At 57.8% G+C, this 16267-nt stretch carries 15 protein-coding genes; 9 read left to right on the top strand and 6 right to left on the bottom strand.

The annotated features are described in order from the left end of the window. The first annotated feature begins 89 nt into the window (after positions 1 to 89). From F3J31_RS00990 to F3J31_RS01000, 3 genes are all read left to right on the top strand, one after another. Positions 90 to 848 (top strand): 5'-nucleotidase, lipoprotein e(P4) family, encoded by a 759-nt coding sequence (locus tag F3J31_RS00990; RefSeq protein WP_167210740.1) that lies wholly within the window; start codon positions 90 to 92, stop codon positions 846 to 848. A gap of 142 nt (positions 849 to 990) precedes the next feature. Then, entirely contained in the window at positions 991 to 1977 is a 987-nt protein-coding gene (locus F3J31_RS00995; protein WP_045910586.1) for an MBL fold metallo-hydrolase, read from the top strand. Between the two features lie 4 nt (positions 1978 to 1981). Continuing rightward, positions 1982 to 2893, top strand: coding sequence for a LysR family transcriptional regulator (locus F3J31_RS01000; protein ID WP_167210743.1), 912 nt, complete (start codon positions 1982 to 1984; stop codon positions 2891 to 2893). On the opposite strand, the gene F3J31_RS01005 is transcribed toward F3J31_RS01000, so the two are convergent. Beyond that, a complete protein-coding gene (locus tag F3J31_RS01005) occupies positions 2884 to 3768 on the bottom strand; it encodes a LysR substrate-binding domain-containing protein (protein WP_167210746.1) in 885 nt (294 codons plus the stop codon). The two genes, F3J31_RS01000 and F3J31_RS01005, sit on opposite strands and share 10 nt — an antisense overlap. A gap of 113 nt (positions 3769 to 3881) precedes the next feature. Between F3J31_RS01005 and F3J31_RS01010 the strand changes: the two genes are divergently transcribed. Then, positions 3882 to 5372 carry a UbiD family decarboxylase gene (locus F3J31_RS01010; RefSeq protein ID WP_167210749.1) on the top strand — a complete coding sequence of 497 codons (1491 nt, stop codon included), beginning with the start codon at positions 3882 to 3884 and terminating at the stop codon, positions 5370 to 5372. A 24-nt stretch (positions 5373 to 5396) separates the two neighbouring features. On the opposite strand, the gene F3J31_RS01015 is transcribed toward F3J31_RS01010, so the two are convergent. Genes F3J31_RS01015 through opgC form a run of 5 tightly spaced genes read right to left on the bottom strand, consistent with a single transcriptional unit; the run spans position 5397 to position 9503 of the window. Further along, the gene (locus tag F3J31_RS01015; RefSeq protein ID WP_167210752.1) at positions 5397 to 5822 is read right to left on the bottom strand and encodes an ATP-binding protein; all 426 of its coding nucleotides are present in this window, start codon (positions 5820 to 5822) and stop codon (positions 5397 to 5399) included. Beyond that, on the bottom strand, positions 5823 to 6161 hold the full coding sequence (locus tag F3J31_RS01020; protein WP_048223277.1) for an STAS domain-containing protein: 339 nt from the start codon (positions 6159 to 6161) through the stop codon (positions 5823 to 5825). It lies immediately after the preceding gene. Next, the gene (locus F3J31_RS01025; protein ID WP_163341925.1) at positions 6151 to 7365 is read right to left on the bottom strand and encodes a SpoIIE family protein phosphatase; all 1215 of its coding nucleotides are present in this window, start codon (positions 7363 to 7365) and stop codon (positions 6151 to 6153) included. Before F3J31_RS01025 ends, F3J31_RS01020 begins: the two co-directional genes overlap by 11 nt. Positions 7366 to 7374: 9 nt before the next feature. Beyond that, a complete protein-coding gene (locus F3J31_RS01030; RefSeq protein WP_045910591.1) occupies positions 7375 to 8274 on the bottom strand; it encodes a hypothetical protein in 900 nt (299 codons plus the stop codon). Between the two features lie 11 nt (positions 8275 to 8285). Next, positions 8286 to 9503: an OpgC domain-containing protein gene (gene opgC / locus F3J31_RS01035; RefSeq protein ID WP_167210755.1), complete on the bottom strand. Its 1218-nt coding sequence runs from the start codon at positions 9501 to 9503 to the stop codon at positions 8286 to 8288. A gap of 281 nt (positions 9504 to 9784) precedes the next feature. On the opposite strand from opgC, the gene F3J31_RS01040 reads away from it, so the two are divergent. From F3J31_RS01040 to F3J31_RS01060, 5 genes are read left to right on the top strand one after another with little or no spacing between them, the layout of a single operon-like run. Continuing rightward, positions 9785 to 11602: a cellulose synthase catalytic subunit gene (locus tag F3J31_RS01040; RefSeq protein WP_045910593.1), complete on the top strand. Its 1818-nt coding sequence runs from the start codon at positions 9785 to 9787 to the stop codon at positions 11600 to 11602. Beyond that, the gene (locus F3J31_RS01045) at positions 11599 to 12918 is read left to right on the top strand and encodes a DUF3131 domain-containing protein (protein WP_048029912.1); all 1320 of its coding nucleotides are present in this window, start codon (positions 11599 to 11601) and stop codon (positions 12916 to 12918) included. Before F3J31_RS01040 ends, F3J31_RS01045 begins: the two co-directional genes overlap by 4 nt. Then, positions 12915 to 14462 carry a DUF3131 domain-containing protein gene (locus F3J31_RS01050; protein ID WP_024909516.1) on the top strand — a complete coding sequence of 516 codons (1548 nt, stop codon included), beginning with the start codon at positions 12915 to 12917 and terminating at the stop codon, positions 14460 to 14462. The genes F3J31_RS01045 and F3J31_RS01050 overlap by 4 nt, the downstream gene beginning before the upstream one ends. Next, a complete protein-coding gene (locus F3J31_RS01055) occupies positions 14447 to 15841 on the top strand; it encodes a DUF3131 domain-containing protein (protein ID WP_167210758.1) in 1395 nt (464 codons plus the stop codon). Before F3J31_RS01050 ends, F3J31_RS01055 begins: the two co-directional genes overlap by 16 nt. Beyond that, positions 15838 to 16263 (top strand): globin, encoded by a 426-nt coding sequence (locus F3J31_RS01060; protein ID WP_024909518.1) that lies wholly within the window; start codon positions 15838 to 15840, stop codon positions 16261 to 16263. The genes F3J31_RS01055 and F3J31_RS01060 overlap by 4 nt, the downstream gene beginning before the upstream one ends. Positions 16264 to 16267: the final 4 nt, after the last annotated feature.

The raw sequence follows: 16267 nt of genomic DNA on the forward strand, positions 1-16267 counted from the left end.
GGAAACACATTGCCACATCGCGGTCATATTTCTGTCACTGAATTTCATTACGCTTTTGGGATTTTAACCAGGGTGTTGAGGAAAAAAGCGTGAATTCAATGGCTAAGGCATTACTGCTGGCATTACCTGTTATGAGTGCAGCGGCAACCGCGACGGCTGCCGGGCGCGACCTGTGTGAACCGAAAGCGTACGAAATGGCGCTGCGCTATCAGCAGAAATCGGCAGAGATTATGGCCCTTCAGCTGCAAACCTATCGGTTTGCCACCGAGCGTTTCAACGAGAAGTTAAAAGATCTGAAAACGCCCGAAAATTACGCCGTGGTGATGGACCTCGACGAAACGGTGCTGGATAACACCCCTCTGCTGGTGCGCGACGCGGAGCAGTGTCACGACTATACACAATGGGACACCTGGAGCGACTGGGAGAAGCAGGGAAAACCCGGCTTAATCCCGGGAGCAAAAGCGTTTCTTGACCATGTGAATCAGAGCAAGGTCCGGATCTACTATGTCTCGGATCGTATGCATGAAAATAAAGCCGACACGCTGAAGACGTTAAACGCTCTCGGCCTGCCGCAGGTGTCTGACGAAAGCGTGCTGCTGGATACGGTCAGCAAGGAAGAGCGCCGCCAGAGCATCCTCAAAAAGCAGCAGATCGTGATGCTGTTCGGCGACAGCCTGCCGGACTTCGCCGTGCAGTTTAAAAACAAAAAGCCGAGCGAGCAGCAGCGTGAGCTGGTTGAAGCCAGCGCCGAACACTTCGGCAACGACTGGATTGTGCTGCCTAATGCCGCTTATGGCGCCTGGTCCAAAGCCACGCTCGATAGCTGGAACGCACCGCTGAAAAAATAGGATCTTACGGGCCGGAAAAGGCATTGCCCGCCTTCCCGGCCCTTCGGTTGACTATCCATCCCGTTTATAGGTCCTATCATTTCTGGGCAGGTTCTTATAATTTTACGGAGCAGTAAGATGAGCACTTTCAAAGGAGACTCGTATGCTTACCGTGAAAAAACTTGCTCTTTCCACGCTGATTTCCAGTTCACTGCTTTTCTACCCTGCGATCCAGGCCTCGGCAGAGACGCCCCAGCACGTCGTTAAACAACCGGCGGGCGGATACAGCGTTCAGGTTGGGGACGTCCTGGTCACCTCGTTTACCGACGGGACCGTCGCGCAGGATCTGCACAAGCTGCTGCGCCGGACTACGCCGCAAAACATTGATGCACTGCTCGCGAAAAACGTCCAGACCAACCCGGCTGAGGTCTCCATCAACGCGTTCCTGATTGCGATACCCGGACATAAAATCCTGGTGGATACCGGCTCGGGACAGCTCTTTGGTCCTGATACTGGCGGACGTCTGGTTGAAAGCCTCGCCACGCAGGGGATAAAACCCGAGGACATCACTGAAGTCCTGCTGACTCACGCTCACTCCGATCATGCCGGTGGCCTGGTGAAAGATGGCAAGGTGGTGTTCAGCAACGCGCGCGTTTTCGTTGGCAAACCGGATATCGACTTTTTCTTTAACGACGACAATCAGAAGAAAACTGGCTACGGCAAGAACTACTTTGACGTCGCGCAGAAGACCTTAAAGCCCTATCTTGACGCGGGGAAAGTGGTGCCGTTTAGCGGTACATCGGAGATTCTCCCGGGTCTGACCGGCACGGTTCATCCCGGCCATACGCCGGGTTCAGCCTTCTACACGCTAACGAGTAAAGGCGAGAAGATCACCTTTGTCGGCGACATCATTCATGCCGCGGCGGTTCAGTTCCCGCAGCCTGCGGTGACCATCACCTACGATGAAGATCAGAACAAAGCGGCTAGCGTACGCGAGCATGCGTTCGCTGACTTTGTGAAAAACAAGGACCTGGTTGCCGCCCCGCACCTGCCTTTCCCGGGCATCGGCTATGTGACGAAAGGCGAGAAAGGCGGTTATGCCTGGGTCCCTGTCACCTATACCAACCGGGACGCCAGCGGCGCGAAATAGAGCAATGACGCGGATATCTGACATGGACATAGCCCTGCTCCTGACGCTGGACGCCCTGCTTCAGGACAGGAACATCACCCATGCGGCCGCTCGGCTGGGCATCAGCCAGCCCGCGCTCTCTGCCCGTCTCGCACGTCTGCGCTCGCTGTTTGGCGAACCGCTGTTCATTCCCTCCCCGCATGGACGCGGGGTATTACCCACGCCGCGAGCGGAAGCGCTCAGGCCGCAGGTGGCGAGCGTACTGCGCGGCATCAGCGCGATGTTTGCCCCCACGGCATTTGATGCGCAAACCAGCAGCCGGACCTTTGTTATCGCGCTGCATGAGAACCCGGCGCTGATGCTTGGCACCGGGCTGCTTAACCAGGTGGGAACCGACGCACCCGGCATCCGCCTGCGCTTCGCCCTGCCGGAGATGACTGACCTGCCGCAGCAGCTGGAAAACGGGGATGTGGACATCTACATCGGCGTGAGCGCGGGCGCCCATGACGGCTGGGTGAGGCGCAAACTCCTCGACGACGCGTTTGCCACCGCCCAGCGTAAAGGCCATCCGCGCGGAACAGGTCCGTTAGATCTGGAAAGCTACTGCGCGCTTTCCCATCTGGTGGTGTCGTCAGTGGGAGATCCGTTTACCGGCTTTGTCGACCAAACTCTTGCCGGGCTGGGCTATCAGCGACACGTCGCCATGTCCACCCAGAGCTACGCCATGGCGCCGCCGCTGGTTGCCGGTACCGACCTGGTCTGTACCCTGCCGGAACGGATGCTGCGACGGTTCGCCAGCACGCTGGATATTTTTCCACCGCCGCTGCCGCTCCAGCCGATTATCATCAACATGTACTGGCACCCGAAAAACAGCCAGGATCCGGCGAATGCCTGGCTGCGCGAGCAGCTGCTGCGGGCCGCCGGACGTCAGGTTTGAGCGAGGGTAACCAGAAACTTTTTAAGCACTTCTGAGCGTATAATCCGGTGGCAAACCAGGGTGAGTTCGCTCTCCCGCAGCCGGTCGAGGATGTCCACGTAGACGACATTCTCGACGCTCACCGCCTTTGCCGACGCGGGCAGCAGCGCCAGCCCAAACCCCGCAGAAACCAGGCTGATGACCGTGGGCACGTCAGTCGCGTTTTGCACCACGTCCGGCTGAAAGCCCGCCCCGCTGCAGGCGTCATAGAAATACTGCTCCAGCCCCATTCCCTCCGGGTCGCGCAGGGAGATCCATTTTTCGTCTTTCACCGACGAAAGCGTCAGCGCGGCGGACCCGGCCAGCGGATGCTGACGATACAGCGCCAGCACCGTTTTCTCCGAGGCGAACGGGCGGCTTTGCAGATCGTCCGGCAGCGACGGCAGCGGCGCGCGGATGATGGCCACATCCAGTTGGTTGCTCTGCACGGCGGCGTAGAGCGTCTGCACGTTTCCCGTCATCAGCGACATCGTAATGGCCGGCCAGCGGCTATGCATCTGGCGCAGCGCGGCGGGCAGCCTGCCGTCGAACATCGCGCTCGACACGCACCCGAGGTTTAACACGCCCTGCTCGCCCCTTGCCGTCTGTCTGGCGTCCAGCACTGCCTGCTCGGTTAACGAGATGGCAAGCCTGGCTTTTACCAGGAACGCTTCGCCCGCAGGCGTCAGGGTTAAGCGGCGGTTCGCCCGGCTGAAAAGCGTGACGCCTAAACGTTCTTCCAGCGCCTTTATCTGCTGGCTCAGCGCCGGTTGCGCCATGTTCAGACGCTCGGCGGCCCGGTGCATATGGAGCTCTTCGGCCACGACGATGAAGTGGCGCATCTGACGAAACTGCACGAGACGACTTCCTGAATTGATATTAATTTACTTATCAATTTAACAGTAATGATGCAATTGATGCTATTGGTCATTGCCATAAAAATGGAGGTATTCAACCGAGGGAGGAAAATATGGAACACAAGATTAACGATCTCCGCAGCGCCATCGCCTTACTGCAGCGCCACGAAGGGCAATACATTGAAACCGATCATCCGGTCGATCCCAATGCGGAGCTGGCGGGCGTCTATCGCCATATCGGCGCGGGTGGCACGGTCAAACGTCCAACCCGTACAGGCCCGGCCATGATGTTCAACAGCATTAAGGGCTATCCGCACTCCCGCATCCTGGTGGGCATGCACGCCAGCCGCGAGCGCGCGGCGCTCCTTCTGGGCTGCGAGCCCTCTGAACTGGCAAAACACGTCGGCCAGGCGGTGAAAAAGCCGGTTGCGCCGGTTGTCGTTCCGGCCTCGCAGGCCCCCTGTCAGGAGCAGGTCTTCTACGCTGACGATCCTGACTTCGACCTTCGCAAGCTGCTTCCGGCCCCAACCAACACGCCGATTGATGCGGGTCCGTTCTTCTGTCTGGGGCTGGTGCTGGCAAGCGATCCGGAAGACAGTTCGCTGACGGATGTCACCATTCACCGCCTCTGCGTGCAGGAGCGCGACGAGCTTTCCATGTTCCTTGCCGCCGGGCGCCACATCGAAGTGTTCCGCAAAAAGGCGGAAGATGCCGGAAAACCGTTGCCGGTGACGATCAACATGGGTCTCGATCCCGCCATCTATATCGGCGCGTGCTTTGAGGCCCCAACCACGCCGTTTGGTTACAACGAGCTGGGCGTCGCCGGGGCGCTGCGCCAGCAGCCGGTTGAGCTGGTGCAGGGCGTGGCGATCAAAGAGAAAGCTATCGCGCGGGCGGAGATCATCATCGAAGGTGAACTGCTTCCGGGCGTGCGCGTGAGAGAGGATCAGCACACCAACACCGGCCACGCGATGCCGGAGTTCCCGGGCTACTGCGGCGAGGCGAATCCCTCCCTGCCGGTGATCAAAGTGAAAGCCGTGACCATGCGAAACCACGCCATCCTGCAGACGCTGGTGGGACCGGGGGAAGAACATACCACGCTGGCCGGATTGCCGACCGAGGCCAGCATCCGTAATGCGGTTGAAGAGGCAATTCCCGGATTCCTGCAAAACGTCTATGCCCATACTGCGGGCGGCGGTAAGTTCCTCGGGATACTGCAGGTGAAAAAACGCCAGCCGTCAGACGAAGGGCGTCAGGGCCAGGCGGCGCTTATCGCCCTGGCCACCTATTCGGAGCTGAAGAACATTATTCTGGTCGACGAAGACGTGGATATTTTCGACAGCGACGACATTCTGTGGGCGATGACGACGCGCATGCAGGGCGATGTCAGCATCACCAATATTCCGGGGATCCGCGGCCACCAGCTCGATCCGTCCCAGTCGCCGGATTACAGCACCTCGATTCGCGGCAACGGCATTTCCTGCAAGACGATCTTCGACTGTACGGTGCCGTGGGCGTTGAAGGACCGCTTCGAGCGCGCACCGTTTATGGAGGTGGATCCACGTCCATGGGCGCCGGAGCTGTTTGCTGACAACACGAAATAAAATCACGCGCGTATGGCCCGCCGGTCATACGCTGATTTTCTTCTCAAGCGTGGCGATATTTTCACCCGCCACGCGTTCCACAGTGAAACGATCGACGCTCAGCAAAATGAGCATCAGCCCCCTGCCGCTCTCCAGCAGCGGCGACATTTCGCAGAAGCGGTCTCGCCTGGCGGCCTCAAGCCGCTCCTGCGGGAACGCGTCACCCGCGTCGTTAAAAACAACGCAGACGTCATTGCCACGGACATCGAACTGGACGCGAAAGACGTGCGAGTTATCCTCGTGAAGCGCGTAGCGGATGATGTTCGTCGCCACTTCACAGGCGGCGAGATCGAAGGCGAAACGCCACTCATCATCGACGGGAAGCGCGCTCAACCTGTCGCCAAGCCAGCCGGACAGCGGCGTCAGGGACGCGATCGCCGCCGGAAACTCCGCCTGCTCCGGCCTCTGCATCTACTGCCCCAGCTGCGCAAGCGCGCTATGTTTATCCGGATAGATGCGGAAGATGCGATCCATTCGGGTCAGGGTGAACATGTTCATGATCCCGGGGTTCAGGGCGCACAGCGCCATTTCGCCTTTTCCGTTCATCAGCTTGAACAACGACACCAGCATCCCCAGCCCGCTGCTGTCGATAAAATCCACTTTGCTAAAGTCGACGATTAAGGCTTTACGATCGCTGCCAATTTCCTCCGTCACGGACGCTTTAAACGTCGCGGCAACGGAGGCATCCAGCCGCCGGACCGCAGGCGTGAGAATGTTGGCATGCGGTAGTCGCTCGGTGTTAATAATCATTCTGTTCTCCCTGACGTTCAATCACGAGCAGTGACACGTCGTCGGTTAAGGCGATCGGTTCATCACGATTTGCATTGCGCCAGCCAGTCAGGTGGTCACCAAACCGCGGCAGGAGCTGGTCAACCGGGAGCCGGGCATGCTCATGAAGCCAGCGTTCGAGACGCTGCGGGCCAAACTGCTCGCCGCTAACGTTCTCGCACTCCGTAATACCATCACTGAATAAGCATAAGCGATCCCCCGGATTGAGGGTAAACGCGACGTCCTCCCAGTTCAGGTCTGGGATCAGCCCGACCGGCGGGCCGCCATCGCCCACGGACGTGACGGCGCTGTCTGCGTTCACAATGACGGGAGTAGGATGCCCTGCCTGGCACAACAATCCCTGCCCGCTTTCTGGATCGATCACGCCGTAAATGAGCGTGAAATAACTGGTGATGTCGCTCTCTTCACTGCAAAAGCGGCTGTTCAACATCCTGACAACCTCCGCGGGTGACTGAATGCCGCCCTCATCGGTAAACAGGAAGCGGTCCACCACCCGGCCATGTAAAAACTGGCGAGCCACCGCGAGGGACATCATCGCGGCCCCCACGCCGTGACCCGAGACATCAACGCAATAGAATCCCAGATGGGAATCCAGCGGAAAGATATTGAACACATCGCCCGAGACCCAGGCTGACGGTAAGAAAAGCCAGTCGGAGAAGTAGTCGCCGTAGCGTAAGCGGTGTGAAGGCAACACCGAGTGCTGAACACGTGCCGCCAGTTCAAGATCTTTTTCAATCTGATGCAAGGCTTCACTCAGGCGCTTGTTGTGCGCCGCGAGGGTCGCCTCCAGCGTCAAAATACGGACCCCGGCGTGAAGCCGCGCCCGGAGTTCAGCCTGTTCAACGGGCTTACTCAAAAAATCATCCGCCCCGGCATCAAACCCCTGCGTCACGTCCCCGGCATTCTCACGGGCCGTCAACAGGATGATATACACATAGCGGCCAAACTGACGGTTGCGGATGGTCTGACACAGCGTCAGCCCGTCCATTTCCGGCATTTCCCAGTCGCTTATCACCATGCTGACCGGCTGGCTGGACAAGATTTCCAGCGCGGCAACACCATTTTCCGCCTCGCTCACGAGATACCCCCACTGGGTGAGCATCCGGGAGAGTAACCGACGATAAATCAGCGAATCTTCAACGATTAACACGTGCAGCGCCGACATGTATCCCTCCTATAGCGGTAAGAACCAGATGAGGCTCACGGTCCCTTCCCTGAATTTTGCGTTACCGTTGCCGTGCCCCGGATAGCGCGTCCCCGCATAGTTAGCATACTGAACAGAGAACGATCCCGGCGTATAGCCCGCGTAGCCGAAGCTGTAGCTGTAATCGCCGTTCCAGGGCTGCTGCTGGCTGCTGTCCGGGAACCAGAATGCCGTCGCACGAACGAAGAAATGTTGTTTAAAGGTGTAGCCGCAGCCGCCGAGCATGACGTTTTTATTTTTACGGATGTCATCGCTGCTGAGGTCGTAGTAGCGCGGCACCCAGCTGTACCCGACCTGGCAAATGATGGAATCCCCTTTATTAATCAGGAGCGTGTTTTCAACCGGTTTCGGTAGTGAAAACTTGTAGGCCAGCGTGAAGGCGCCCTGTTCGAAATAGGTATGTCTCCGGCTGCCTGACGTCCAGAAGTGGTTTTCACCGTAGTTACCGTAAACCAGGCTGAACGTATTGGCGTGCCAGTCGTCATAGCCGAAGCTGTAGCGAAAATCGGCGGTATAGCGGGTGGTATCTCTGACCGGCAACCGGGAGGTAATGTTGGCAAACCAGAAGCTGTACGGGGAATACTGCAGACTAAGGTTGAGCGTCTGGTTTATTTTTTTCTCCTGCGCGGCGCTGTCAGAGCTATTAGGCACGCTCACCAGCTGCTCTTTCAGCCCTGAACTGAAGCTCAGAGCCCCTGAAAATTTCTTGTCATTTCCCGAGAACAAACGCCCCCACCGGCTGGTAAAAACGCCTGCCTGAACGGGTTCACCGTTCTTATCGCGCAGGGTTTCTTTATCACTATTTTGTGCCGCCTCTGCGGCGGGGATCGCGGCGAGCAGCACGCCCGCCAGAAGCCATTTTTCGCGCATAACCGCCATCCTTAGTTAGGTATCCAGCGTGCGCCGACGTCGTATTTTGCCATCAGCCACAAAATACCCAGTGCCGCCGCATGCACTAACGTGTTCTCTATCCAGGCGTGACGCCATAAATCGAAGGTAATGAACTGGCTCACCAGCAGCACCACGTACACATGCAAAATAAAGGTATAGAGCGAGTGCTGGCCTAGCGGGATCAGGAACCATCCCAGCAGGCGGTTGAGCGGCGTCCAGCAATACGTCAGCACCAGGTAGACGGTAACCATCAGAGCGATATCGTTTAGCACCCTCACCGGGCCCAGTCCGTTCTTCGCCGCCCAGGTGTGATAAAACGTATTGAAGCTGTCAGGCGGGATGACGTGCATAAGTAGCGCGGGCGGCATAAACGGGTTGGTATGGTTCTGGGCGACAAATCCCAGCACCAGCGACACCATGACCAGCGCCACTACCACCCCTTTCCCCGGAGGCGTCCGGGCGAAAGAGAGCAGTTCGGCTTTATACCAGCCGCTGGCCATCCCCAGCACAAAGATGAACTGCCAGGCGAGCAGTGGAAAGGCAAATTCGAACTCCGATGGCGTCAGCCGAAGCGGCCACCATTGCCACAGGCTGTACACCAGCAGCGACAGCCCCAGCAGCCACCAGACTTTCCCTTTCTGCAACATCCCTAAAAAAAGGGGGCTAAAGAGCAGCAAAAAGATATACAGCCCAAGAATCTGCGTCTGATGGGGGCCGATCTGCAAATAGAGAATAATGTTGAACCAGGTCTCTTTAATTTGCGGCGTAACAGGATAAAGCGACCAACTTTGACCCGAAAAACGGTCGGTAAAATGGGTGACCTCGAACACATTAATATGTGGGATATAGGCCAGCAGAATAAATGACACTATGATAATGATATTTACGCGATATATTTTCCACGCCCTGAGATAAAGCCCCCAGGAAACTGTGAGTAAAACCACTTTTTGCAGACGCGCGCGATTCAGCATTCCCAGCATAAACCCCGAGAGAATGACAAAGCCTTCTGCACCGGTTGTTAGCCCAAAACGCTCCCAGGAGAATATATTAAATACCGACATGACCTCCGTATGCGCCACGACCATCATGACGAGGGCTATGCCGCGCATAAAGTCAATTCTCAGGTCCCGTGCACCTGCTACGGCATAACGCCATGCTGTTGATTTAGCGTCATCTTCTTGCGCTACCGACGGCGCAACATGGCTCATAGGGTGTCCTTTGCCTGGAAACGAAAATTAAGATCTAAATAAAGTAGATAGCCTAAAGGAATAGTAACCGCAATATATCGACGGCCGATGAAACATCATTAAGCAGAATTTAAGCTGAATTAACCACCGCTAAATATTAATAAAAACGTGGCTGGACACTTTTATTCGGCGTTCTACACTTATCTTAAATCTTGTTTAATCGCTATTTTCTTTCGCTTTTGGGCAACTGTCTGCGCAGCAGAATGGGTCTGCATTTTCACGGAATCAGGAACGCCGGAACTATGGATTTTTATTTTTCCCGTTTTGAACATCGTCGTCCTCCGGAGCCGTTAACAACACCGCGTTGGGTAATGATGACCTGGCAGGTGTTAGCGGTCGCGGCGCTTATTCTGGGTGCCAATTATATTTACTGGCGCTGGACCGCCTCCCTGAATACTGACGCACTATGGTATGCCATTCCGCTGGTCCTCGCCGAAACCCTGGCGTGGATTGGCACCGTGCTGTTTACCATCAATTTGTGGAAAGAACAGGATCCTCCTCAGAGTCCGCCGCCCGGCGAAATTAACGAATGTCTGTCGCCTGAGGAGGCCGTAGAACCTCGTCCTGTAAAAGTGGATTTGTTCATTGCCACCTACTCGGAAGATACCGAGCTGGTCAGGCTATCCATTCGCGATGCCCTGAAGATGGCGTACCCGTTCCCGATTGACTACCGCATCCACGTGCTTGATGACGGCCGCCGCCCGGAGATGAAAGCCGTCTGTGAAGAGGAAGGCGTTAACTATATCACTCGCCAGACCAACATCGGCTTTAAGGCCGGCAACCTGCGCAACGGCCTTGAGCAAACCGACGGCGATTTTATTGTTATCTGCGACGCCGATACCCGAGTATTTCCCACCCTGCTCAGCCATACGCTGGGTTATTTTCGCGATCCGGACGTGGCCTGGGTACAGACGCCGCAGTGGTTCTTCGATCTTCCGGAAGGAGAGAACCTTTCGCGCTGGGGCCAGCGAAAAGCCGGAAAAGTGGGCTACGGTCTGGGCTGGCTGATTCAAAAGTGTGTTGGCCCGGTCACGATAGGCCGCGACCCGTTTTTTAATGATCCGCGCATGTTCTATGACGTGATCCTGAGGCGGCGCAACTGGGCGAATGCGGCTTTCTGCTGCGGCGCGGCGTCCATTCATCGTCGTGAGGCAGTCATGCAGGCCGCGCTGAGAAGCTATGTCTGGTCCGTCGAAGAGGAGATCCATCGACATACGCGCGACATCCGCGATGACGAAACCCGGGACGCGCTGCAGAATGCAATGCGTCCGCACGTGGCGTTTGACACCGAGCTTACCCCCTACAAATTCCACGTCTCGGAAGATATTTACACCTCGGTGCTGCTGCACGGTGACGCCGCACGACGCTGGCGCTCGGTTATGCATCCGCGGGTGGAGTCGAAGATGCTCTCTCCGCAGGATATGCTCACCTGGATGATCCAGCGCTTTAAGTACGCCGCCGGTTCGCTGGATATTTTGTTTCATGACAACATCTTCAGCCGTCGCCGCTTCAGGCTTTCCCTCCCCCAGACGCTGATGTATGCCACCACCTTCTGGTCGTACATGGCCTGCGTGTGGAACACGGTGTTTTTGATTTCGCCCATTATCTATCTGTTCACCGGCATTCCGCCGGTGTCCGCCTGGTCGACGCCGTTCTATCTGCATTTTCTCCCGTTTTTTATTTTCTCTGAACTGGCCTTTATGTTTGGCACCTGGGGGATCTCGGCCTGGGACGGCAGGGCCTCTTACCTCTCCTTCTTTTCCATGAACCTGCGCGCGCTCAATACGGTGCTGCGGGGCGAGCAGATTAAATTTCACGTCACGCCAAAAGAGCGGCAGACGGGCCGTTTTCTCTACCTGGTGAAGCCGCAGATTGCCATCGTGGTGCTGACCCTCGCAGGGCTTATCTGGGGCGGTATCCAGGTGGCGCGTGGACAGGTGGACGACCCCTCCGGCTACGTCATCAATATTTTCTGGGGAGGGGTGAACATCGCCGCCATGCTGCCGCTGATTTTCGCGGCCATGTGGACGCCCGCTGAAGAGGACGAGGTCACCCAATGAGGATACGTGATGCCCTGCTGCCCGCGCGCAGCTACCTCACCATTTTGCTCGGCTTCCTGCTCGGCTTTGCCATTGTGGTCTGGGTGGAGAAACAGATGCCCACGCGCGTGGAAAGCAGCGGCGGCATCGCGCTCAGTAAAGACTTCCCGCCGCTGCCTGCGAAACGCGCGCTGACCTATGACGAAGCCATCTGGGCGCGCGTCGCCTGGCAATACTACGTGAATAATACCCAGCCAAACGGTCTGGCGAACGCCAGCGACGGCGAACCGTGGCTGAGTCTCTGGAGCGTAGGGAGCTACCTGTTTGCGACCGCTGCCGCAGAACAGCTCAACATTATTTCCGCCGATGAATTCGACGAGAGGGTCGGCACGGCCCTGTTCACGCTGGGGCAGTTACCGCTCAACAAGCAAGGCCTCCCTGCCGCGTATTACCATGCGGACACTCTGAAGATCCTCGGCAAACCCGACGCCTCGGCAATTGGGCTGAGCCGCCTGCTGACGGCGCTTCAGACCCTCCTGTGGCGCTATCCTCAGCACGCGGCGGCTATCCACGATCTGTTTAGCCTCTGGAACACCGGCGCACTGATTGAAAATAACGTTCAAAGTCAGGCGGCCGTTCCGCTCCATCACTGGACGCTGACTGATGACGAACAGCGGGACAGCTTTGGCTATCGTCTCTATGCCAGCCATACGCTGCGCCTGATTGACAGCGCGGCAGGCCTCGCGGTGACCAACCCGCCTGAAGGGCAAAAGATGATCGATCTGGATGGCGTGATGGTGCCCGATGAGGGACTACGCACGCCATGGGGCAAGCAAACCTCCCTGATCAGTCTCCCCTATCTGTTAACCGGTCTTGAGCTGGGCTTTGATGCGCAGAGCGCTGAAATTGCGTGGCGGATTATGCAGATCCAGCAGCGGCGCCATAGCCTGCGCACCCCAAAACCGCCGGTCAGCACGGATTATGCCGAACCGGCGCCGGATTACGTCAACGATCTGCCGGACAGGCAGCCGGTTCAGGCGCGCAACCTGCGCGACGAGGTTCCAGAGAAAGTGGCGATTACCTCCACCCGCACCGCGTTTGCCTGGTATGCCCTGTTCCGCAACAGCTGGAGCGAAGCGCTGCGCCAGCAGGTTCTGGCCCTTCAGGTGCCGGGTAAAGGCTGGCAGCGCGGGTTAAATCTCAACAACAGCGTCAATGCCGTCGTGGACGCCGATACCAATGCCATTGTGCTGGAAAGTCTGTCTTACATCGCGCATGGTCAGATGCTCTGTCTGGCCTGCCTCTACACTTCCCCCTCAGCAGGAGCAACGCCATGAAGCCACGATCCCCGATCCTTTTCCACCTGCTCACGGGAATAACGATCTGCTGGCTGGCCTTATCGACCGTGCGTGCGGATACCGAGCTGCCTGCATCAGGTTACTCTCCGCGCAGCGGCGAGCTGACCGCCCGGGAGATGACCATCGCGAAAAACGCCTGGCAGTATTTCGTCTCCAACTATCAGCCCACGACGGGCCTGGTGAATGCGGTCAACAAATATCCCTCCACCACCATGTGGGACAGCGCCTCCTATCTGGCCGCCCTGACGGCGGCACGCGAGCTGGGGATCATTGATAAAGCGGAATTTGACCGCCGGATGCTGAAATTCCTCGCCACGTTAAACACCCTGGTACTGTTCCGCAACGAGCTGCCCAACAAAGCCTATAACACCATCAGCGGCCAGAAAGTGGACTACACCAACAAGCCCGGCGAAATTGGCTTCTCGGCGCTGGATATCGGGCGAATGCTGGTCTGGCTGAAAATCATCAAAGAACGTTACCCGGAATACGGCAACAGCATTGATAACGTGGTGCTCGGCTGGGATTTCAGCCACGCGATCGACCCCTGCGGCACGCTGTACGGGGCCTATCTGGAGAACGGCCAGCCGAAATATGTTCAGGAAGGTCGGCTGGGCTATGAAGAGTACGGCGCGGCCGGGTTCCAGCTGTGGGGGTTTAATACCTGTAAAGCCAGCCGTCCGCAGCCTTACGAGCTGGCCGAAATCTACTGCGTGCTGGTCCCGTACGATACACGCGACCCGCGCAACACGTCACAGCATAACTACGTGGTGACGGAATCCTACCTGCTCTACGGGCTGGAGTTCGGCTTTGATAAACCGACCGACCGGGATAACGCCCCGCGCGACTACTCCCTGACGTGGATGAAAAACTTTGCTGACCGCGTTTATCAGGCTCAGGAGAACCGCTATACCATTACCGGCGTCCTGACCGCGCGCTCCGAGCACCAGCTCGATAAGGCGCCTTACTTCGTCTATGACACCGTCTTCAGCGACGGATACAACTGGAACACCATTACCGATAAGGGCCAGTTTGTCCCTAACGCTGCCGCGATTTCGCTGAAGGCGGCGCTGGGCATGTGGGTGCTGTGGAATTCTCCTTATACCGACCGCCTGCTGAACACCATTGAGAATGCCAACGAAGAGGGAAAAGGCTACTACGAAGGGCTGTATGAAAACGGTGACGGCCCGATCAAAGAGTTCACCGCGAACAATAACGGCATCATGCTGGAGGCCCTGTTGTTCAAAAAAGAGGGAAAACTGCTGGCCTTCAACACCGACAACCCGAAGAGCAAGGATTTTGCGCCGTCGCTGTGGGATCAAAAGCTGCTCGATCAGTTTGAAGAGAACAACGCGCTGCGCAGTCGCCCGTTCCTGACCAGCACACCGGCCGTAAAAAGCTGGTGCGACCGGACCGGCGTCACGCAGCGTACCAAACCCGCCTGTCAGGCCTGTCAGTGCGCGTCATGCAGCGCGGACGAGCCCGTTAAACTGCCTCCGGTGACTGCGCAATGCTTAAAACCTTAGCCAGAGGGCTCGCGGGATTACTCCTCGCAGGCGCGATCGTCTTTGCCCTGTTTGGCCATCAGGGCGCAGGCTGGCGCTGGCTCATCCATGGCGGATGGCACTCCAGCGCGCGTATTGCCGCCCTGACGCCGGAGGAGCAGACGTGGGCGGCGATCGCCTGGCGCTATTTCGTCAATAATACCCAGCCGCAAACGGGCCTGGTCAACGGGAGCGACAAACAGCCTCGCGTCACGCTCTGGCAAATGGGCGATACGCTTATTGCCCTGCTGGCGGCAAAAGAGCTGGGGCTAATTGATGATGCCGAGTATGACGCTCGCTTAACCCGTATCATGGGCACCCTTAACCGTCTGATGCTGACCGATGCCCGGACGCCGGGCCGACTCTATTCCAGCCAGACGGCGACGCCCGTCGATTTTAGCGGCAAGCCCAGCAAAAACGGCTGGTCCGCGCGCGATATGGCGCGTCTGATGCTCGCCCTGCGCCTTACCGCAGAGCGGGAACCGCAGTACAGCGAATACCTCGATAAAATCATCCTGCGCTGGAATTTCTGTCCGGTCATCGACGACGAAGGTGAACTGTGGTCATCTTCCCTGCAAAACGGCCAGCCGGTGGTGCGCGAGGAGCTGCGCCTGGGCGAGAGCGAATATGCCGCGACGGCGTTTCAGCTGTGGGGGTTTTCCCCGGAGAAAGCGTTTACGCCCCCGGCGCACCACGTCATCATCGCCCAGCGGCGTCTGGCCGTTGATGCCCGGGATCCGCGCACCACGTGGCAGCCCTCCCTGATCACCACCCTTCCCTATATGCTGCCGGGTCTGGAGTTTGGCTGGGAGCCCGAAGGCGTTGCGGCCGATCGGCAAAAGCACCTGCGCAAGCAGGCCGAAAACGTCTGGCTGAGCCAGAAGAGCCGCTGGGAGACCGATAAGATCCTGACGGCCAGAGCAGATTTCTCGCTCTCTCAGGCGCCCTGGCATATCCAGGATACGGTCTGGGGAAATGGCTATGCCTGGAACTCGGTCGGAGACGATGGCCGGGACTACACCCGTTTCGCGCAGGTATCGACCAAGGCGGTTTTTGCCCTGTGGGCCCTGTGGGACACCCCGTACACCGACGTGCTGATGACGGTCACAAAACACCTTAACGATCCGCAGAAAGGCTGGTACGAAGGCCGTCAGGAAGCCACGGGCGATACCAACGCTGCCTTAACCCTCTCAACCAATGCCACGGTTCTGGAAGCCCTTTTCTTTAAACACAACGCCGGGCCGCTGTTTGACGTTCGTCGGTCGAAGAAAGAGAGCTATTTTTCACGCCGTCTGGCAGAGGAATACACGCCTGTCGGGCACTGTCTGCCGGGCGAAAGCACCATAAGGAGGACGCCGTGAAGTTTTATCGCGATCTGTTTGAATCCAGCCTGAACCGCGTCTTTCCGAATAATGAAAAAACCGCGTTTTTTCAGACGTTCTATGACGCCTTCGTCCACATGTCACCCGAAACGGAAGCGCATTTTTCTCGTCTGCCGGATCGGGAGGGTCAGCAGACCCTGTTTAAAAGTTTCTTCGCCATGCTTGCGGTAGACGGCGCCCTGATTGTCCCTGATTTCCTCGAGCGCCTGGCGCGGGAGCAAAGCGACGACGGCCTCCACCTCCCCCCGCGATTCTTTGCCCTGTGGCGCGAAGCGATGTTGAACGCGGTGAGCGAGCGCGATCCGCAGTGCGACGATGAGATCCTGACGGCCTGGGCCATGGCGATCGCGCCCGGGCTGGAATACCTGCGCCGACAGGCAGAACTGCACTACCGCGCGTAGGGAG

Origin of the sequence: Enterobacter sp. Acro-832, assembly GCF_011752745.1 — a bacterium.
Classification (GTDB): Bacteria; Pseudomonadota; Gammaproteobacteria; order Enterobacterales; family Enterobacteriaceae; genus Enterobacter; species Enterobacter quasiroggenkampii.